At 62.7% G+C, this 18,927-nt stretch carries 18 protein-coding genes; 7 read left to right on the forward strand and 11 right to left on the reverse strand.

What is annotated here, in order from left to right:
• The first annotated feature begins 35 nt into the window (after window positions 1-35).
• Together JZY91_RS03085 and ppk2 are read left to right on the forward strand one after the other, a co-directional pair.
• Window positions 36-683 (forward strand): hypothetical protein, encoded by a 648-nt coding sequence (locus tag JZY91_RS03085; RefSeq protein ID WP_234948511.1) that lies wholly within the window; start codon window positions 36-38, stop codon window positions 681-683.
• A 42-nt stretch (window positions 684-725) separates the two neighbouring features.
• Window positions 726-1,571 carry a polyphosphate kinase 2 gene (gene ppk2, locus JZY91_RS03090; protein WP_234948512.1) on the forward strand — a complete coding sequence of 282 codons (846 nt, stop codon included), beginning with the start codon at window positions 726-728 and terminating at the stop codon, window positions 1,569-1,571.
• On the opposite strand, the gene JZY91_RS03095 is transcribed toward ppk2, so the two are convergent.
• Window positions 1,568-2,128: a DNA-3-methyladenine glycosylase gene (locus tag JZY91_RS03095; RefSeq protein ID WP_234949028.1), complete on the reverse strand. Its 561-nt coding sequence runs from the start codon at window positions 2,126-2,128 to the stop codon at window positions 1,568-1,570. The genes ppk2 and JZY91_RS03095 overlap by 4 nt on opposite strands.
• Entirely contained in the window at window positions 2,125-2,919 is a 795-nt protein-coding gene (locus tag JZY91_RS03100) for a Cof-type HAD-IIB family hydrolase (protein ID WP_234948513.1), read from the reverse strand. The genes JZY91_RS03095 and JZY91_RS03100 overlap by 4 nt, the downstream gene beginning before the upstream one ends.
• 50 nt (window positions 2,920-2,969) lie before the next feature.
• Here JZY91_RS03100 and JZY91_RS03105 point away from each other — a divergent pair, with 50 nt between their 5' ends.
• The gene (locus tag JZY91_RS03105) at window positions 2,970-3,962 is read left to right on the forward strand and encodes a 3-hydroxyisobutyryl-CoA hydrolase (protein ID WP_234948514.1); all 993 of its coding nucleotides are present in this window, start codon (window positions 2,970-2,972) and stop codon (window positions 3,960-3,962) included.
• Here the strand turns inward: JZY91_RS03105 and JZY91_RS03110 are convergent, their stop codons facing one another.
• Genes JZY91_RS03110 through JZY91_RS03120 form a run of 3 tightly spaced genes read right to left on the reverse strand, consistent with a single transcriptional unit; the run spans window position 3,963 to window position 5,527 of the window.
• Complete coding sequence (locus tag JZY91_RS03110; protein WP_234948515.1) at window positions 3,963-4,202, reverse strand: hypothetical protein; 240 nt, start codon at window positions 4,200-4,202, stop codon at window positions 3,963-3,965.
• Window positions 4,171-4,788 (reverse strand): histidine-type phosphatase, encoded by a 618-nt coding sequence (locus JZY91_RS03115; protein ID WP_370639277.1) that lies wholly within the window; start codon window positions 4,786-4,788, stop codon window positions 4,171-4,173. The genes JZY91_RS03110 and JZY91_RS03115 overlap by 32 nt, the downstream gene beginning before the upstream one ends.
• The gene (locus JZY91_RS03120) at window positions 4,775-5,527 is read right to left on the reverse strand and encodes a histidine-type phosphatase (protein WP_234948517.1); all 753 of its coding nucleotides are present in this window, start codon (window positions 5,525-5,527) and stop codon (window positions 4,775-4,777) included. The genes JZY91_RS03115 and JZY91_RS03120 overlap by 14 nt, the downstream gene beginning before the upstream one ends.
• 467 nt (window positions 5,528-5,994) lie before the next feature.
• On the opposite strand from JZY91_RS03120, the gene JZY91_RS03125 reads away from it, so the two are divergent.
• Together JZY91_RS03125 and JZY91_RS03130 are read left to right on the forward strand one after the other, a co-directional pair.
• On the forward strand, window positions 5,995-7,446 hold the full coding sequence (locus tag JZY91_RS03125; protein ID WP_370639250.1) for a glyceraldehyde-3-phosphate dehydrogenase: 1,452 nt from the start codon (window positions 5,995-5,997) through the stop codon (window positions 7,444-7,446).
• A gap of 18 nt (window positions 7,447-7,464) precedes the next feature.
• Entirely contained in the window at window positions 7,465-8,337 is an 873-nt protein-coding gene (locus JZY91_RS03130) for a S9 family peptidase (RefSeq protein WP_234948518.1), read from the forward strand.
• On the opposite strand, the gene JZY91_RS03135 is transcribed toward JZY91_RS03130, so the two are convergent.
• The 4 genes from JZY91_RS03135 to JZY91_RS03150 all read right to left on the reverse strand — a co-directional run bounded on the left by JZY91_RS03135 (window position 8,334) and on the right by JZY91_RS03150 (window position 11,523).
• Window positions 8,334-9,293, reverse strand: a complete 960-nt coding sequence (locus tag JZY91_RS03135) for a glycosyltransferase family 1 protein (protein ID WP_234948519.1) — start codon at window positions 9,291-9,293, stop codon at window positions 8,334-8,336. The genes JZY91_RS03130 and JZY91_RS03135 overlap by 4 nt on opposite strands.
• A complete protein-coding gene (locus tag JZY91_RS03140; RefSeq protein ID WP_234948520.1) occupies window positions 9,293-10,489 on the reverse strand; it encodes an NAD-dependent epimerase/dehydratase family protein in 1,197 nt (398 codons plus the stop codon). The genes JZY91_RS03135 and JZY91_RS03140 overlap by 1 nt, the downstream gene beginning before the upstream one ends.
• A 73-nt stretch (window positions 10,490-10,562) precedes the next feature.
• Window positions 10,563-10,751 carry a hypothetical protein gene (locus JZY91_RS03145; protein ID WP_234948521.1) on the reverse strand — a complete coding sequence of 63 codons (189 nt, stop codon included), beginning with the start codon at window positions 10,749-10,751 and terminating at the stop codon, window positions 10,563-10,565.
• Window positions 10,752-10,812: 61 nt separating this feature from the next.
• Entirely contained in the window at window positions 10,813-11,523 is a 711-nt protein-coding gene (locus JZY91_RS03150; protein WP_234948522.1) for a hypothetical protein, read from the reverse strand.
• A 133-nt stretch (window positions 11,524-11,656) separates the two neighbouring features.
• Between JZY91_RS03150 and JZY91_RS03155 the strand changes: the two genes are divergently transcribed.
• Entirely contained in the window at window positions 11,657-13,093 is a 1,437-nt protein-coding gene (locus tag JZY91_RS03155) for an ABC transporter transmembrane domain-containing protein (RefSeq protein ID WP_370639251.1), read from the forward strand.
• The gene (locus tag JZY91_RS03160) at window positions 13,093-14,841 is read left to right on the forward strand and encodes an ABC transporter ATP-binding protein (RefSeq protein WP_234948523.1); all 1,749 of its coding nucleotides are present in this window, start codon (window positions 13,093-13,095) and stop codon (window positions 14,839-14,841) included. The genes JZY91_RS03155 and JZY91_RS03160 overlap by 1 nt, the downstream gene beginning before the upstream one ends.
• Here the strand turns inward: JZY91_RS03160 and JZY91_RS03165 are convergent.
• Together JZY91_RS03165 and JZY91_RS03170 are read right to left on the reverse strand one after the other, a co-directional pair.
• The gene (locus JZY91_RS03165) at window positions 14,838-15,953 is read right to left on the reverse strand and encodes a hypothetical protein (RefSeq protein ID WP_234948524.1); all 1,116 of its coding nucleotides are present in this window, start codon (window positions 15,951-15,953) and stop codon (window positions 14,838-14,840) included. The genes JZY91_RS03160 and JZY91_RS03165 overlap by 4 nt on opposite strands.
• A gap of 42 nt (window positions 15,954-15,995) precedes the next feature.
• Entirely contained in the window at window positions 15,996-18,788 is a 2,793-nt protein-coding gene (locus JZY91_RS03170) for an AAA family ATPase (RefSeq protein ID WP_234948525.1), read from the reverse strand.
• Between the last annotated feature and the right edge of the window lie 139 nt (window positions 18,789-18,927).

Below are 18,927 nucleotides of genomic sequence, written 5' to 3' on the forward strand. Positions count from 1 at the left end.
GTTACTGCTGTGATTTATGTGCCACAATCTGTCGCATGTGGAATAACGGACATAATCGCGGAACGGCGGCGGGTATCGGAGCGCTCGCCCTCGCCGCCGCGCTCACCTTCGGCGCGACTCCGGCCTTCGCGCAGGACACCAGCTCCGACAGCACTCTGCCCAAGCCCATCGCATCCATCGAGCTCAACGGGCTTTCCTCCCGCGCAAACATCACCATCCCGCAACTGCCGGACATTGAAATTCCGCGCGGCGTCATCGACGGCGCGAAAAAAGTGGGCATCACCCTGCCGGACCGCATTTCGCTGACCGGCCGCACCACGGAAGAGGTGCAGCGCAGCACAGAGCAGACGCTTCTCGACGAATCCGAGAAACAACTTGCCAAAGAGGGCCACCGCAAGGACCCGGAGGCGCAGGCAATTGCAGAGCAGTGGGCGCAGCAGGCCGCTCGGGGCGAAGCAAAGTTCACCGGTGATGTCGGCCGCGGGGTGACGGCGACGGACCGCGGAACGGGCAACATCTACAAGCTGGGCCCGCAGGACGCGCAGGAGCGTATCGGCTTCCTGACCAAGGAAGAGGTCATCGACGCCGTAGAGACGACGCCAACGAAGGAGCCGAAGCGCTTCGGCGTTGCCGTGGCCCGCGACGGGGACACGATCTACCTTGCCGAGTACTTCCTGAACTAGCCGGCAAAATGCCCCCGCAACCGATCCGTTACGGTTGTGGGTATGAGCGATAAGAAACCCCCGAAGCTATCCCGCAAGGCCTACGAGAAGGAGCTGCTCCGGCTCCAGGCTGAGCTGGTGGCCATGCAGCACTGGGTTGTGGAGACGGGCGCGCGCCTTGTCATCATCATGGAAGGCCGCGACGCCGCAGGTAAGGGCTCCGCAATCAAGCGCATCACGCAGTACATGAACCCGCGCACCTGTCGCATCGAGGCGCTGCCGAAGCCGACCGAGCGCGAGCAGGGCCAGTGGTACTTCCTCCAGCGCTACGTGGAAAAGCTCCCCGCCGCAGGCGAGATCGTGATCTTTGACCGCTCCTGGTACAACCGCGCCGGCGTGGAGCGCGTCATGGGCTTCTGCACCTCCCAGGAGTACCGCCGCTTCCTGCACCAGGCTCCGATCTTCGAGCGCCTGCTGGTGGAGGACGGCATCATGCTCCGCAAGTACTGGTTCTCCGTGTCTGATGAGGAGCAGTACAACCGCTTCGTCTCCCGCCGCGAGGATCCGCTGCGCCAGTGGAAGCTCTCCCCGATGGACCTGGAATCCATCACCAAATGGGAGGAGTACTCCCGAGCGAAGGATGAGATGTTCATCCACACCGACATCCCCTCCGCGCCGTGGTACACGGTGGAGAGCGAGGACAAGAAGCGCTCCCGCATCAACGTGATCTCGCACCTTTTGTCCACCATCCCGTACGAGCACATCCAGCCGGAGCTGCCGGAGATCCCGCCGCGCCCGGAGACCACGGATTACGAGCGCCCCCCGCGCGACGAGTTCCGCTACGTGCCGGATGCCGCCGCCAAGCTCGAGGAGCCGAAGAAGCACAAGAAGAAGTCCAAGAAAAACTAGCGTGGGTAGCCGCGCGGTGTGGATACCGTGCGGTTGCCCGGGATCCAGAACCGCAGCGGTGCGCCGGCATTCTTGGAAATGCCGATGCGCGGGCCGGCCACCCATTCCGGCTCACTGTCTCGCATGGTGAGCTGCACCGGCGTCCCGTTGTCCACCAGCTGCAGCCCCAGGGCCTGGCCGAGGTTGCCGGGCCCGCGCGCGAGGTTGTCGTAAGGGATCGGTGCCCGCTCCGGGCGCTGCCTTCGCTCCCGCGCCAAATCCTCGCCCGCCACGACCTCGCCGCCGCGCATGAGGCAGCCCTGGCCGTCGCCCTCCGGCGCGCAGACGATATTGCCGTTGTGGTGGATGCCGTAGGAGAAGTACACGTACAGTCGCCCGGGCGGGCCGAACATCGCCGCGTTCCGGGCTGTTTTGCCGTTGAACGTGTGCGCTGCCGAATCTGCCGCGCCGAGGTACGCCTCCACCTCAGTGAGCCTGATGCTCACCCCGTTCATGGTGATCACGCAGCCGAGCAGCTGCGGCGCCACCACGTCGGCGGGTTGGAAGAAGTCGATCACTTGAGCCACGCACCAAGCTTTTCGACGGCAGCTTCTTCCGCGCAATTCCCAATAACCTCATCCGCAATGGCTTTGAGGTCCTCATGGGCGTTGCCCATCGCCACCGCGTAGCCCGCGGCTTTGAGCATGCCGTAATCGTTCAGGTAATCACCGATCGCTGCCGTGTCGTTGTGGTGGATCGAAAGAGCGTCGGCAAGCGCGGTAAGCGCAGCACCCTTATCCGCGTCCGGGTGCATGATGTCCAGCCAATGCTTCGAGCTCACAAGCGCGCGCAGCTCCGGAACCAGCGCTTCGACCCAGGGAAGCGCATCCGCTTCCGCGTCGGATTGCACGTAGAGGGCGATCTTGATGATGTTGTCCAGCGGGGCATCCGTCAGCGAGGTGAGCGTTTCGCGGGAATGGTAGTACTTGGCAATTTCCTCTTCGATCTCGGCGGGGAGATCGTCGCTGGTGAAACACACCTCGGGTGCGCAGATCACGGCGTAGGCGGTAAACGGCGCATCCTCGAGCGCGGCGACAAGGCGCGAGACGGGCGATTCCGCCATTGGGGTGGTGGAAACAACCTCGCCCTGGTGCCACACCACCGCGCCGTTTTCTGCGATAAACGTCTCCGGTGCGTCGCGGCTGAACATGTCCCGCAGCGTGGCCAGCTGGCGGCCGGAGGCGGGGGCGACGAGCATGCCGGCCCGGCGGGCATCCGCAAGCACCTGCCAAAACCTGTCCGGGATCTCACCCGCCGGGGTGAGCAACGTGCCATCCATGTCCAAAGCTACGAGTTTCGGTGAATTCACGCCCCGCAGCCTACCTGCGCAGCAGGGGTGTGATGTGGAACACTAGTCGCATGACTGAACCGAACGAACAATTTGTGATTGCTGAAGTGCGCGGCACCACCGGTGTGCTCACCCTCAACCGCCCCAAAGCGCTGAATTCGCTCAACTACGACATGGTCACGGCCATCGATGCAGCGCTGCGCGAGTGGGCAACCGACGACGCCGTGGAACAGGTGGTCATCCACTCCAACTCCAAGCACTTCTGCTCCGGCGGGGACGTGAAGTCCGCCCGCCAAGAGATTCTGGACGGTAACGAGGCGTACATCGACGAGTTCTTCGCATTCGAGTATGCGATGAACAACTACATCGCCGAGTTTCCGAAGCCGTATGTGGCGCTGATCTCCGGCGTGAACATGGGCGGCGGCATGGGTGTTTCGGCCCATGGTTCCCACTTTGTGGTGGCGGAGGGTGCGTTCGCTTCCATGCCGGAAATGAACATCGGCTACGTCACGGACGTGGGCATGAGCTGGACACTGCAGAATCTGCCGAAGCGCCCGTCGACCAACTTGGGCAAGTTCCTGGGTTTGACCGGCTACCGCCTCACGCCGGATGACATGCTCGCTCTCGGCCTGGCCACGCACAAGGTGGAAACGGTGGAGGGCCTGGTGGACCGTATTGCGGAGGACGGCCTTGGAGTGCTGGATGAGGTTGCCCTCGAGGCCGGCGACAGCGAGCTTGCCCGCTGGTTCGACGACATCGAGGCAGCTTTCGGCGGTTCCTGGGAGGAGATCGAAGCGCGTCTCGACGGCGAGTTCAAGACCTTCGTGGAGGAACTCACCGCCAAGGCTTCGCCGTCAGCCCTCGTCGCCGCCGCGGAGCTGTTCGAGGCGAACGCGAAGCTCGACCTCGCCGGTGCGCTGGAGAATGAGCGCGTGCTGGGCGAGCTGATGCGCCGCGAACCGGACTTCGCCGAGGGCGTGCGCGCCGTGCTGGTGGATAAAGACCAGTCGGCGCAGTTCGAGCCCCAGCCGGACCCGGCGAAGTACCGCGAGGTGCTGCGCTAATTACAACGGCAGCTTCGGCAGCGGGAGTGCGGCGAGATCGAGGAGTCCCAGCTGCACGGCACCGAAGCCGAGAACCGCAAGAAGCGCGATGATTCCGCCGACGGCAGCTGCGACGGTGCCAGCGGTCGAAGATCCCTGAGGCTGCGTCCCGCCCAGCTCGGGGCGCGCCTTCGAGTGATCGGAGACCGCGCCAAGTGGCAGACAAGCCTCAAGCTCTTCGATAGTAGAAGGTCGAATCATCCATCACCGGCATGCAGCCTGCGTGGAACGGAATCTCTGCCTCGTTATAGAGCATGCGCACCAAGGTCACGCCCTCAGCGTTCTGGAATGCATCCCACTGAATGTTCGCGGCCATCGGAGAAACCCTGTCGCCGCGCCAATCGGAGTTGGAGTAATCCATCACCTGATCAGCTGGAACGCCCTTCTGGGAGCCTGGGAGCTTCAGCAATGCGGCGAGCGGAATAATTGTTTCAGCATGGCCGAAGCGGTATTCCGCAGCGACCTTGCCACCCGACGCGCGGTCCTTGACGCCGTTGATCATGTGCTCCAGCAACGGAACAAAGTTGTCGTACGCTACGGTCTGGCCTTCGATGGCTGGGCCCTTCTCGTAGTAGTCCTCGACATCCAACAGGTAGGCAAACGTGGGGCCATCCTGGTCGTCCATGTACTGATCAAAGATCCAGCCCTCAGCAGGCTTAGCGGCCTCATTCTCCATCGCCGGCGCGATGATGTAAAGGTTGTAGAACTGCAGCGCTGCGTCGACAACGCCGGTGACAGTCTTTTCTTGGTCACCGCGTCCGACGTACTTCGGTTCAGCGGACTCCATCTCCAAGTCTGCAATCCTGGTCGTCCATGTACTGATCAAAGATCCAGCCCTCAGCAGGCTTAGCGGCCTCATTCTCCATCGCCGGCGCGATGATGTAAAGGTTGTAGAACTGCAGCGCTGCGTCGACAACGCCGGTGACAGTCTTTTCTTGGTCACCGCGTCCGACGTACTTCGGTTCAGCGGACTCCATCTCCAAGTCTGCAATGAACTCAGGGGTGAAAATCTTTCCCAGGAGCGCCTTCGCTGCCTTCTGGGAGTCCGGTTTGACATACGCAGCGTCTACCTTCGCCTTGAGTTCGTCGCCGTTCTTCCATGCGTTGTAGGCCTTGTAAGAATCTGACTTTTTGTCCTTGTGTGCGTAGAGGAGGTCCTTTCGTGCCTCCAGCTTCACAGTCTCGCCGTCGACGCCATCGACCAAATTGTCGGCAATCCCCGGGGCCTTCTCAAGAAGACCAGCGCCGAACTGCTGGCCAGATTCGATTGCGCGATCCTCTCCAGAGGACATGAACTTGACGGAGAGGTTCTGGGCCTCAATGTCCTTGAGCAACGCTGCATTTCGCTCAGCGTTGCGCTGACCAATCCCGCGGAGTTCTTTGCGGCCGAAAGCGGTCAAGCTGCCGTAGCCGGGCTCTCCCGGGCCGGTGAGTGCCTCGTTGGCCTTGATCATGGCCTCAACCTGCGGGATCAAACGCTCACCGAGCTCAGTGAGCTGACCCTTTGCCTTAGCGTCCTCCAGCATCTGCTGAGCTAGGTCATCGTATTTGAAGCTGGAAAGACCACGAGAGCCATGGCGGTCGACTGAGGAAGTGTAAATCTGCGTAAAGCCAGCGGGAGCCTTGCTGTAGCTAGAGATAGTGGCAGCCGGAGAGTATGGCTGCTTAGTGGAGTAGTAAGTGGTGCCATCAGCAGCAGCCGCTGGCGTGGCCGCGAGTGGGGCGATCAATGCAGCGGCGAGGATTGCTGCAGAGAGCGAGCGGGATGGGGAGGTGACGGTGGACATAGGAGCTCCTTGCTTAGGGAAAGCTATGACACCCCTGAAAATACGCTCCAAACGTTACATTACAGTGAACTCTGGGTAAACAGCACCGGGGTGCACGCGGGGAGTTTCAAACTCAAAGGGGGCCCGCTAGGAGGGCGGAAACGTTAGACTTGGGGGTGACCTACGGGCGTTATCTGCCCCCGAGTCTCACATTGTTAAGGAGCGACGTGACCGAGACCACCAACCCCCGCGATGACTGGAACCGCAAGCTTGAGCTTGCGCAGGAGATGCTGCCGCTGATCAGCCGCCTGCACCGCGAGCACAACGCGGTGACCTCGATCTACGGCCGCCTCTTGATCGGTGTGACGGACATCGACATCATTAAGGCGCACCGCTACGCACGCCGCATCGAGGAGAAGGAGCTGCCTCTGGATGAGACGCTGCCGATCCTCAAGGAGCTCGTCGAGATGGATCTGGGCACCGCTTCCATCGACCTCGGCCGTCTCGCCCGCGAGTACCGCAAGTCCGAGGGCCAGGACCTGCGCGCGTTCTTGGAGCAGGAGCTTGCCGACGTCGTGGGCACCTCTTCCGAGCTCGAGGCTCGCGACGTTGTGCTGTACGGCTTCGGCCGCATCGGCCGCCTGCTAGCTCGCATCCTCATCGCCCGCGAGGCAACCTACGGTGGCGTGCGCCTGCGCGCTGTTGTGGTGCGGAAGAAGGGCGACGAGGACATTGTGAAGCGCGCGTCCCTCCTGCGCCGCGACTCCGTCCACGGCGCCTTCAACGGCACTATCACCGTTGACCGTGACAACGACATCATTTGGGCCAACGGCACCCCGATCCAGATGATCTACGCCAACAACCCGTCCGAGATCGACTACACCCAGTACGGCATCGACAACGCCATCGTGGTGGACAACACCGGCGCATGGCGCGACCGCGAAGGCCTGTCCCGCCACCTCGAGGCCAAGGGCGTGGACCGTGTGCTGCTCACCGCCCCGGGCAAGGGCGACATCCCGAACATTGTCTACGGCATCAACCAGGACATGATCGGCGACAACCGCGTCCTCTCCGCAGCCTCCTGCACCACCAACGGCATCACCCCGGTGCTGAAGGTGATCAACGACCGTTACGGTGTCACCCACGGCCACGTGGAGACCGTCCACTCCTACACCAACGACCAGAACCTGGCCGACAACTTCCACAAGGGCCCGCGCCGCGGCCGCGCTGCTGGCCTGAACATGGTGCTCACCGAGACCGGTGCCGCCAAGGCCGTGTCCAAGGCGCTGCCGGAATTCGCCGGCAAGCTCACCGGTAACGCCATCCGCGTGCCCACGCCGGATGTGTCCATGGCCGTGATCAACCTCGAGCTGGAGACCGAGGTTGAGAAGGAAGAGGTCAACAACTTCTTGCGCCGTGTGTCCACGGACTCCAACCTGCGCCAGCAGATCGACTACATCAACTCCCCGGAGGTTGTGTCAACCGACCTGCTCGGCTCCACCCACGCCGGTGTGGTCGACGGCCTGGCTACCATCGCCTCCGGCAAGCACCTGGTGCTGTACGTCTGGTACGACAACGAGTACGGCTACTCCAACCAGGTCGTCCGCGTTGTGGAGGAGATCGCAGGCGTGCGCCCGAAGATCTACCCGGCCCGCAAGGAGCCGAGCGAGATCCAGTAGTTTGCTACCCTCGCCTGCATGAAACGAGCCGCCATCATTGCCGCCTGCATAGTGGCGGCTCTTGTCATTGCGTTCGCCGGGTTTGTGGGATTCATGCAGTGGGTTCACGCAGACAGCGTCACCGGGGACGATGGCGTTGCCGCAGGGTACGCCGACCACGTCGAAACGGGCGGTCCGATCGAGGCGGCGTACCAAGCTCCGGGGCCTCACGCTGTAACGGTGAACCTCGTGGATGATTACACCGTGGCGGTGCCTGAAGGTGACGGCCCTTGGCCAACGGTGGTGATGGTCAACGGCACCTCAACGCCGGCCAGTGACTATTTGCCGATCCTCGAGCACCTCGCGAGCTGGGGGTTCGTGGTGGTCGGCAATGAAGAACCGCATGCCGGTGACGCGCAGTCAACGCTGCGAACCATTGATGCGCTCTCCAGCCTCGAACCGCGGGCCGATGTGGAGCGAATTGCGCTCTACGGTCACTCCCAGGGCGGGGTAGGCGCGTTCAACGCCACCGCGGAAAACGGCGCTATCGATGCCGTGTATGTGGCCAGCCCGGCCTCGGCGAACATTGCAAAAAACAACGGCTGGCCCTACCGCGTCAACGAGGTAGAGGTGCCGGTGTTCATCATGGCGGGCGACGGGCGCCAAGACCGCATGATGGTCAGCCCGTGGAAGGGCGTGCAAGAAGCGTTCGACGCGACGACCGGCCCCGGCGTTCTCGCCCGGCGCCTCGGTGCGGATCACCCCGACGTGCTCGAGTTCGGCGACCCGTACGCCACCGCGTGGTTGCGCTGGCAGCTTCACGACGATTCCTCCGCCGCCCCGGCCTTCAGCGGCCCCGCGCCCGAGATCGCCGAGAACCCGAACTGGGCCGAGGTGGCAACCCGCGGCTAGCAGGACCCGGTCTCACCGTCCGCGACGACGAAGGGGAGTCCGCCCGCGTTTGCCGCAACCACCGGCACGCCGGACGCGAAGGCCTCGAGCGCCGCGAACCCCAGCGTTTCCGTCGTTGACGGGAAGAGCAGCGCGTCGCCGGATGCGTAGGCCGCGTGCAGATCCGCACCCGACAGGTAGCCGGTGAACGTGATCCAGTCCCGGTCGAAGCGGCGCTGCAGCTCCTCATACATCGGACCTGCGCCGATCAGCGCGAGGCGCGCCTCCGGCACCCGCTCCCGCAGCGCCTCCAAGATGGGCAGCGTGCGCTCGACTGACTTCTCGGCAGAAATGCGGCCCACAAAGATCACCAGCGGCGCATCGGGGTGCCCGCCGGTGAGGCGTGCGCGCATCTCGTCGGATCGCGCGTCCGGGGTGAAGCTCACCGTGTCCACGGCCTTCGGCCACAGCTCGACGTTCTCGATGCCGTACTGCGCGGCTTTTTCCATCATTGGGCCGGACGTGACCAGGTTGTACTCGCACGTGCCGTGGAAGGTGCGCAGGCCCCATTCGGAGATCGGCTTCACCCACGGAATGCCCAGCTTAAGGCAGTACTCCGGCACATCGGTGTGGAAAGACCCCACGATAGGCAGGCCCTGCCGCTGCGCAATGAGCGTGGACCAGCCGGCCGTCCAGATCGGGTTCACGGCGTGCACCACATCCGGCTCGAACTGCGCGAGGCGGCGCGGCAAACGTGGCCCCAGCAGGCCGAACTTGATCTCGGGGTAGACGGGCCACAGGCTTAACGACGGCAGCTTCACCACCTCAAAGCCCGCATACTCCTTCGGGGCGTCACCGGTGGCGAAGATGAGCACCTCGTGGCCCATCTCCGCCAGTTGCTCCAGGTGGCGGGTGGTGCGGGTGACTACGCCGTCGATCTTGGGGAGGAAGACTTCGGTGAGAACCGCGATGCGCACTACTTCTCGCCCTCGGGCACGCCCTCGTGCTGCTGCTTCGTCCACAGGGAACGAGCCGGGATCTTGGAGCGGTCCACGCGGTCCGCGTACTTGCGGGCGACGTCCTCCACCTCTTCGAGCAGGCCCTCTGCGAGGAAGGTCGGCTCGAGGCCGAGTCCGATGAAGGTGTCGTTTGCTACGTGGAGCTCATTCTCCGCGGCCTCGTTTCGCGGATTGGGCACCATCTGCACCTCGGCGCCGGAGATCTTGCCGATCAGGTTGGCCAGGTCGCGCACGCGGTGGGTCTCGGTCATCTGGTTGATGATCATCACGCGGTCACCCTTCGCCGGCGGGTTCTCCACCGCCAGCTGGATGCACTTGGCCATGTCGCGGATGTGGATGAAGGCGCGGGTCTGGCCGCCGGTGCCGTGCACCGTCATCGGGTAGCCCACTGCTGCCTGCATGAGGAAGCGGTTGAGCACGGTGCCGTAATCGCCGTCGTAGTCGAAGCGGTTGATCAGGCGCTCATCGCGCTCCGTCTGCGGGGTGTGGGTGCCCCAGATGATGCCCTGGTGCAGGTCGGTGATGCGCAGCTGGTCGTTCTTGGCAAAGTACGCGAACATGTTCTGATCCAGCACCTTGGTCATGTGGTAGACCGAGCCCGGGTTGGTCGGGTAGAGGATCTGCTGCTCAACAATGCCGTTCTCGCCCGCGTCCACCTGCACGTCCAGGTAGCCCTCCGGGATCTGCATGCCCGCGGTGCCGTAGCCGTACACGCCCATGGTGCCCAGGTGCACAATGTGGATGTCCAGGCCGGACTCCACCACGGCAACCAGGAGGTTGTGGGTGGCGTTGACGTTGTTGTCCACCGTGTAGCGCTTCGTGCGGTGGTTCTTCATGGAGTACGGCGCGGCCCGCTGCTCGGCGAAGTGGATGATTGCGTCCGGCTGGTACTCGGTGATGAAGGTGTACAGGCCCTCGTAGTCCTGGGCCACGTCGATGTTCTGGAAGCCGATCTCCTTGCCGGAGACTTCCTTCCACGCCGCGAGGCGGTCCTCGATGGACGCGATCGGGGTCAGGGATTCTGCGCCGAGTTCTTCATCGATGGCGCGGCGGGAGAGGTTGTCCACGATGACCACGTCGTGGCCAATGTCAGAGAGGTGCAGCGATGCGGGCCAACCACAAAAACCATCCCCACCGAGAACTGCAATTTTCACGTGAACGCTCCAAGCTTCCAAAGACAAAACAACTTCCCGGATACGTTACCCGCGCCAGTGCGCCCCCGCAGCACTAGAAGAAGAGCATGATTGCGCGCACGAGCGAGTCCCACAAACCGGTCACGGAGTAGCTGAGGTCGGTGAGCGATTGCTGCCACGAGGTGGGCAACCACTGGTCAGCCGGCCCGCTCCAGGCGATCGAGCGCAGATCCTCCGCGCCGGAGTGGAAGTTGACGTTCAACATAGAGCTCAAAGGGGTCATGGGGGCCATGGTAGGCCCCTCGCGCAAAATCCGGCAGCGGACCGGCTTTAGGGCTTGTGCTTTACGACGCCTGCTGACCCGCAAATTCCTCCACCATCTCCACTGCTTGGTCAAGTGCGTCGTGAATATGCGGCGCGTCAATGGAGGGAATGCCCATAGAGCGGAATTGCGGCCCCATGTTCTTGAACGGGGTGATCACGCCGGGGCTGGGGTCCATGTGCGCTGTCGCGATCTGCTTGAACAGCTGGTCCAGCCGCTTGCCCACGATTTTCTGCTGCCTCCGGTCGTACCCCCGCGGCGCGAGCGGATTCTCCGGGCCGTACACGTGGCTAACCAGTCGGCTCACCCGCGGGTCGTACACAAAGACAGCCACCGGGAACCAATTAGGCAAGCGCAGGTTCGGGCGGAACTCAATGATGAAGGCGAGGAACAGCTTCGTTTCACCCGAGTCATTCGCAATGGCGTAGGTAGCCGTAGACAAGTCCTCTGCTTCAAACGGTGCGCCTCGACGCAGCGTGAACGCGGGATCTGTCGGGTCGTTGATCTCGATGGTGTGGTCGTCTTTCCCCTGCAGGATGGCCTGCAGCTGTTCGATCACGCGTTCCGCGTGCTCGTCCCCGAACCATTTCGGCGCAGATGGCGTGCCCGGTTTCGCAAGTGCCACATCCACCTCTTGGGTGGTGATGTCGTGGACGATGATGGCCACCTTCTCGCCGTCATCCGCAATGGAGTCGGCGGTGCGGTAGAACAATTCGTACGCAATAAAAGGCATGGTGAATCCCCCCAAGTCAGGCATCGCGCACCCCCTGCGCGCGTTGCTCGCTTCGAAACACTAGCAGCAGTGCTGCTAGGCCGCACGGGATACAGTCTCACTGACATCATCCGCTCCCTTTAGGAACCCAGTTTTGCACTACACCCCACCGTCGCTGCCCCGCGCCGATGACCCCCGCTGGCTGATCAAGACCATCAACAGCCGGTGGCGCTATACGGTCCCGGCAGCGCTCGGCATCACCGCCATGATGGTTACCAACGCCTCCGCGCCCGTGATTGTCGGCCGTGCCATCGATAACGCCATCGCCTCACAATCCCTGGCGGACCTCTGGCGCTACATCCTGCTCCTCGCCGCGGTGATGGCCGTCGGTGCTGTGGGTGGCTGGTTCGGCCGCGGTTGGCTGTCCAAGGGAATGCTGACGGTTGGGCACGACCTGCGCATGGCCGTGACCGGCCGCATTCTGGATCCGCGCGGGGTGGGCGGGAAGCGCTACACCCCGGGCGAGCTGCTTTCCATCGCGTCCACCGACGTCAAGCGCGTCTCAAACGCTGTCATGCTCATGGTGTTCCCGGTGGGGTACCTGCTTACCATCACCTACGTGGCGTATGTGGTCGGCTCTATTCATCTCTGGCTGGGTATTGCGATTCTCGCCGGCGGGCCCCTCGTCGTCTTCGGCACCATCGCAGCAGGCAGACCGCTGCGGCATACGTCGGGTAAGCGGCAAAAGGCCCTCGCCGAGGCTGCCGCCACAGCCACCGATGTGGTGGAGGGCCTGCGCATTATCAAGGGCCTCGGCGCGGTGGATGTGGTCAGTGGGAGGTACAAGGAAGCGTCGATACGCGCGCGCCAAGCGACGATCCGTGCCAACGCCTCCCACGCGAAGCTGGATGCCACCACGGAGGCGCTGGGCACGATTTACGTCATCGCGGCGTCGATCCTCGCGGCGCTTTTCGCGGTCCGCGAGACGATCACGGTCGGGGACTTGATCACCATCATCGGCGTCACGCAGTTTGTCATCACCCCGATGACCATCTTGGGCAAAGACATCGCCGCAAACTGGGCTCCGGCACAGGCGAGCGCCGCGCGCATCACACGGCTGCTCTTGGAGCCCCCGCTTTTCAGCGCTTACTTGCCCGCCCCCACCTTTCCAACCGGCCTCACCGTCATCGATAGCGCCCCGCCGGCGGACCTTGCGCAGATCGACCGTGCGCAGGCCTTGGTTGTACCGCACGGCGCCCACCTTTTCGAGGGCACGGTGCTGAACAACGTCGCGGATGATCCAAGCGCCGCCCGCGCAGCTCTCGAGGTTGCCGCGGGCCAGGACATCCTCGCCGCCGCGGAACGCGAGGTGGGGGAGCACGGTGCGGGCCTGTCAGGTGGGCAGCGCCAGCGCGTCGCACTTGCCCGCGCGATCGCGCAGGACCCAGACGTGCTGATTCTGCAGGATCCCACCACGGCCGTGGACTCGGTGACGGAGCAGGCGATTGCGGAGAACGTGGCCACCCATCGCGCCGGGCGCACCACCGTGGTCTACACCTCTTCACCAGCGTGGAAGGCGGTGGCGGAGTAATGCGTTTCCCCACGGCGACTGGCGCAGAGGTGCGCCACGAGATCTCCCGCCAGCTGCGTGGGCTGCCTCAAGCCCGCAGCCGGTTCTGGCTCTCGGTCTTGGTGCTTTCCCTCGGCGCGGCTGCCTCGATGGCGGTGCCGCTCCTGCTCGGACGCGTTGTTGACGTGGTGCTTGACGGCGGCGATGTTGTTGGCCGCATCCTGTGGATCGGTATCGCAGTATCGCTCGCCGCGATCGCCTCCGCCGCACTCAACGCGGCCGGGTTCTACATCCTGTCCACCGTTGCGGAGCGCGCGATTGCCAACCTTCGCGAGGACATGGTGGATACCGCCCTGCACCTGCCCACGCACCGAGTCGAGGAGGCCGGCTCCGGGGACCTGTTGTCCCGCTCCACCGACGATGTCGCGGAGCTCTCCAGCTCCATCTCGGACGCGCTGCCTGCCGTCACGTCTGCGGTGTTTGTCCTCATCGCCACCGCCATCACGCTGGTGGGCTTGGATCCGTACTATCTCGTAGTCCCGCTCTTCGCCGCGCCGGCGTACTACTTGAGCTTCCGCCAGTACCTGAAGTCCGCGCCTGAACGCTACGCCAAGGAGCGTGCCTCCATGGCGGAGCGCGCCACCCGCGTGCTCGAATCCATCCACGGCCTGGAAACGCTGCACGCCTTCCAGCGGGAAGACCGGGCCCAGGCGAGCATCGGCGACGCGTCCTACCGAGTGGTGGAGAACGGCTACTCCGCCCGCAGCACCATGATGGTCACGCAGGCCCAAATGGCCGCGATCGAGTTGGGCATGCTTGTCGCCGGTCTTGCCATGAGCTACCTCGCGGTGCGCGGCGGCCAGCTGACCATCGGCGAAGTCACCGGCGCGATGATGATCATCATCCGCATCAAGCGCCCCATGATGGGCATCATCCACACTCTGGACACCCTCAACTCCGGCTATGCCTCGCTGGCCCGCATCGTCGGCGTGGTGCACAACCCGCCGCCGCGGGTGCCGGACTGCGGCGCGCCGCCCCCGCAGGGCCGCATCGACCTCGAGGATGTCTGGTTCAGTTACGACGGTAACTGGGCCGTCCGCGACATTGACCTCCGCGTTGCGCCGGGGGAGAAGGTCGCGCTCGTCGGCGCGTCCGGCGCAGGCAAGAGCACGGTCGCCGCCCTCATCGCGGGTCTGCGCGTCCCCGATTCGGGGCTCGTGCTTATCGACGGCACCGAAGTCACCCAATTGTCCGATTCCGAGCGCGTTGCCCGCCTGGCCCTCGTTTCCCAGGACGTCCACGTGTTTTCGGGAACGTTGCGTGAGGATATGACCGTCGCCAAGCCGGATGCCAGCGACGATGAGCTGTGCGAGGCGCTGGACGCCGTCGGAGCGGAGTGGTACCGCGAGTTCCCGGACGGGCTGGACACCGTAGTTGGCTCTCGCGGCGAGCGCCTGGACCCAGTGCAGGCGCAGCAGCTCGCGCTCGCGCGCGTTTTCCTCATGGACCCCGCGATCGTGGTGATGGATGAGGCTACCGCCGAGGCGGGCTCAGCCGGCGCCGGTGCCCTCGAGGACGCGGCCAGCGTGATCACCGATGGTCGCTCCAGCGTTGTCATCGCCCACCGCCTCGATCAAGCCGCCGACGCGGACCTCATCCTGGTGATGGACGCAGGCGAGATCGTGGAGCGCGGCACACACGAAGAACTCCTTGCCGTAGGCGGGCGCTACGCCAAACTCTGGGGAGCCTGGTCGCGGGGGAGGGGTTAAACGCTGAAGGGCTCACCGAGGAACGTGAATTTACTGTTAGCCGGTGGCCCATCCTCACCCCCGGCTTCCAGGTATTCGTCCCTCATCTTCGGGAAAGCCCTCCGGAGGTTATTCCCGCTCAAAGCCCGGGTTTGGGAACTGGCGAACGTGTATAAAAGGCCAGCATCCAAGAGCCTGCCCATGGAGTGACGAAGCCTCTCGTTTGCAGTCTGCTTGAGGAAGTAATCAAGTTGTGCACCTCCGCGAACCACAAAGATCCTGGATCTTTCTGGTCTTATGACATCCCCTTCAGCTCCTTCGAGCGTGTCCTCTGCCAAGGCGATGATTAGGGCCTGCGCCTTTTTTACCGACTCGAAGTGGTCGAACTGGTTTTTCACGCTAGCCGGGATGTCGGGCCACCTGACTGACTGATACGGGAACAATTCAATTTCCGCGAAACATTCCAGATTCTCAAACGTCAATCCAGGCAAGTCCGGTTCGGTTTGGGTGTAGAGCTTGACCTGATCAGTCCAATTTCTCCAGCGGTCCTTAAATGCGAGGTCTGCATCGGTGAGCGATGCCAGAATTTCGCCCTGCTCGAGCAAGCGGTTTAACTGCTCCTTTTCGCTGGGAGGTGGCCAATCTATGAGTTGCTTGCCACTGTAGAGACTCGCGTAATGTTCCGAATTTTCGAGACTGAACGTTGCCCCAGTATCCAGAAGTGAGCGAATTTCCTCGCTACCGGGATTGAGCGAATCTGTCGAAATTCGCTGAAGGTGGGTATCCCTGCCGGGGTTCATCAAGATACTTACAAACCGCGCCCGACGTGGGTCGCCCTTAAAATGCTGCGGAACGTTAGGCCAGACCCGTCGAGCGTTCGGCTTGTTCATCTCCCCACCGAGCATGAAGTTGCGGATCCGCTGCATTTCCTTCCTAAGCCCGCGCTCCCCAAATGCTTCATAGTCCTTCTCGTGGAAAACCAATTTGTCGATGTCGCTACCCTCGGCCTCGATGACCTCGGATGCCCAGGCGAGATACCGGCCGAAGGCAGTGGGCGCAGAATCCTGGGGGAACCGCTCAGCCCAAAATGAGCAGAGGGACCTAAACGCCTTGTCCACTTCGTTTCCTGGCATGTCTTTCCTCGTTTCGCTGCTTCTTCAGTGGAGCCAAGATTATTAAAACTGAAACCCGAGCGTGTGGCGCTGAACCCCGCGGGGCTCAGCTTCGAAATCCTGTGCGCATAACACTTGCCCGCCACCGCGCAGTGCCTGGTTTTCCAGAGCAGATTCGAGGAGTTGGCGTACGAACCGGGCGTTGCCGAAGTTATCGCTGCAACGCGCCTCTTCGATGATCGTCTCAACTTTCGCATACACATCCGGTTCCAGATCGAGCTTGTTCGCTGCCACCATGAGGTCCAGCACCTCGATGAGTTCGTCGGTGCTGTAATCGGGGAAGGCGATGTGGTGCTTCACGCGGGAGTTGAAGCCGGGGTTGGCTGCGAAGAGACGCTCGAGGGGTTTCGGGTAGCCGGCGAAGATCACTACAACCTCGTTCCGGTAGTCCTCCATGTCCTTCACAATGGTGTCAATTGCTTCTTGGCCGAAGCCGCCGTTGCCCATATCTAGGAGGGTGTAGGCCTCGTCGATGAACAACACGGAGCCTCGCGCTCGGCGAAACAGGCTATGTACTTTCGGTGCGGTTTGGCCGACGTACTGGCCGACTAAGTCCTGGCGGCCGCATTCGACCAGGTCGCCCACCGACAGAATGCCCTCTTCCCGCAGGATGCGGGCGATCAGCCGTGCTACCTCAGTCTTGCCGGTTCCCGGATTGCCTTTGAACGCCATATGCATGGAAATTGGCATGGTAGGAAGCCCCGCATCGCGCCGCTGCTTCTGCGCTGATGCAAGGGCCACAAGCTTTTTCACCTGGGTTTTCACTTCCTCAAGCCCAATCAACATTTCCAACTCTGCGCGCGCAGATGGGGCAGATGCCAAAGCCACCGACTCGCCGTAGCCAGGCACATCCTTCGGCATCACCGTCCGCAAAACCTCCGGGGCGCAGGTTGACGGGTCCGGGTATTCCCGCTCGATTCGTAGCAATAGATTGCCCATTGTCTGTTCAAATACATCGCGGACGTGGCGGGCGTTGCCTTGGTCTTCCGGCCGCCCGGTGCGGGTCAGGATGTCTCGAACGGCTGGCAGTGCGGCGTCGTCAAGCAGGAGCCCCGCACCGGACACGAAACCGCGGAAGATCTCCACCATCTGTTCCGGCGTGTAATCCGGAAAATGCACCGTCACCCCGATGCGGGACTTAAAACCGGGGTTTGTCCGTAACAGGGCATCCATCTCGTCCTTGTACCCTGCAAGGATGACCACCGTATCAGTGCGATTGTTCTCCATCTGTGCGATCAGATCGGTGACGCTTTTCCCAATGAGTCCGTACGCCTCATCGATAAAGATCACCGATCCTTTCGCGCGCTTGAAAAGCTCGGTGAAGTTGGTCAAATGGGCACCGGAAACCTCAAAGACCCGGCCCTCCGAGACCACGCCTTCACTGCGGAGGATCTCGGCGTACAGTCGTGCGACCTCTGTCTTTCCTGTTCCTGGCGCACCGAGAAACGCGGCGTGCAATGACATCGGCGGGAGTTCGATCCCAGCCGCTCGGTAATGCGGGCGCATGCGGTGCTTTTGCACCGTTGCGTGAATCACGTGTTTCGCGTCGTCCAATCCAACGAGCTGATCCAGTCGATCCCATGCGGATGCGTCCGGCTCAGTCTCCGAGCCTTGGGGCACGTCGAGGTGGCTGTACTGAGGGTAAGCCTCGCGGATCAGCTTCTCTTGGCGCCATTGTTCAAACAACACCTGCGGTTCGGTGCCCGTAGCGAAGCTCTCTTCAACCAATTCGTCTAGGCGCTCGTCCGGGTGCAACCCCGCCTCCCTAGCGCGCTCCTGTAGCCACAGCACCGTCGCCTCAGGCTCATGGCGAAGGCTCGGGGCAGCGGTCGGCTCAAAGCCCAGGAAGGCACGGGGATAACTTGTTCGCATGCGCTTTTCGACGTTCCTCTTACCCGCTGGAACGACCAAAACCACCTGGATGGTTGGTTCAGCGTACAGTGCGCTCAACAACGCGCGTACGGCTTGGTACTGGTCCGCGCTGTAATCGCTCTCATTGTCATGGTGGCCGTAGTGCACAACCACAGTCCCTCCGAGCAGGCTTTCGACCAAGGATCTGTTAAGTTGCGCGGTGACACCCCTCTGCCGCTCGCCGGTGAACACTCGGCTATCCAGCGTGCGGTCCACGTAGTTGAGGTCGAAGTGGTAAACGTGCGGGGTTGGCACCCGTCCAGCGCTGTAGAGCGCGGAAGTTAATGCGCGTACCGCATCGCGCCGCGGTGCCGCGGTTTCTTCTCGCACGAGGTAGTGCACTGGGACGCCGGCCCGGCGGAAGGCCCTTGGTTGGGAGTCAGCGAGAATGTACGCAAGCTCGTTGTCCAGCGGTTCGCCGTAGGTCGTGCCGGCGGCAATCGCTTGAGCCGTGGGAAGGTCGATTTCGGACGCTAGCTCTTCGTAACACAGATCCGGGAAGCGGTGAAGTGTGACGAGCTGAGAAAGATCGAGTGCATGCGCCACATCCGCCATCTCTCGACGGTGCGGAAGTAGAGTCTCTCCACCGAATAGAGCATCCGCCGACGTGGCGGGACTGGTGGAGACGAGCTCAAATCGGGACACACCCCACTGACGCATGGCGGCCCCGACTGCGTCGTCCGCACCCATCTCATAGTTCGGATGGGGGATCGCAATGCCGAGGGGCACGGTGTAATCCTCGTCTCGCCGCATAGGGCTACCGTCGACACGCCGGAGTGCTACCCAGCACGAGCGCTCGAGCTCATCGAACAGGGGACCGGCGTTGGAGTTCAAGCGACGGCCGTCGGCGGTGGGGACTTGGACTGTGGCGCTGTAGTACCTCATAGCCGTGCAGCGTAAAACCATCGACCGACAAGCCTTCGCATACGGGGAACGAACGTTCTAATTTTTGAGAATTTTCACAACCTCCAGCTGGTGGTTCACTTTAAAGCAAGCTCTGCCGTGCCTGTCAGGACGATTAAAA

The organism is Corynebacterium sp. CNCTC7651 (genome assembly GCF_021496665.1).
In the GTDB taxonomy this organism is placed as follows: domain Bacteria; phylum Actinomycetota; class Actinomycetes; order Mycobacteriales; family Mycobacteriaceae; genus Corynebacterium.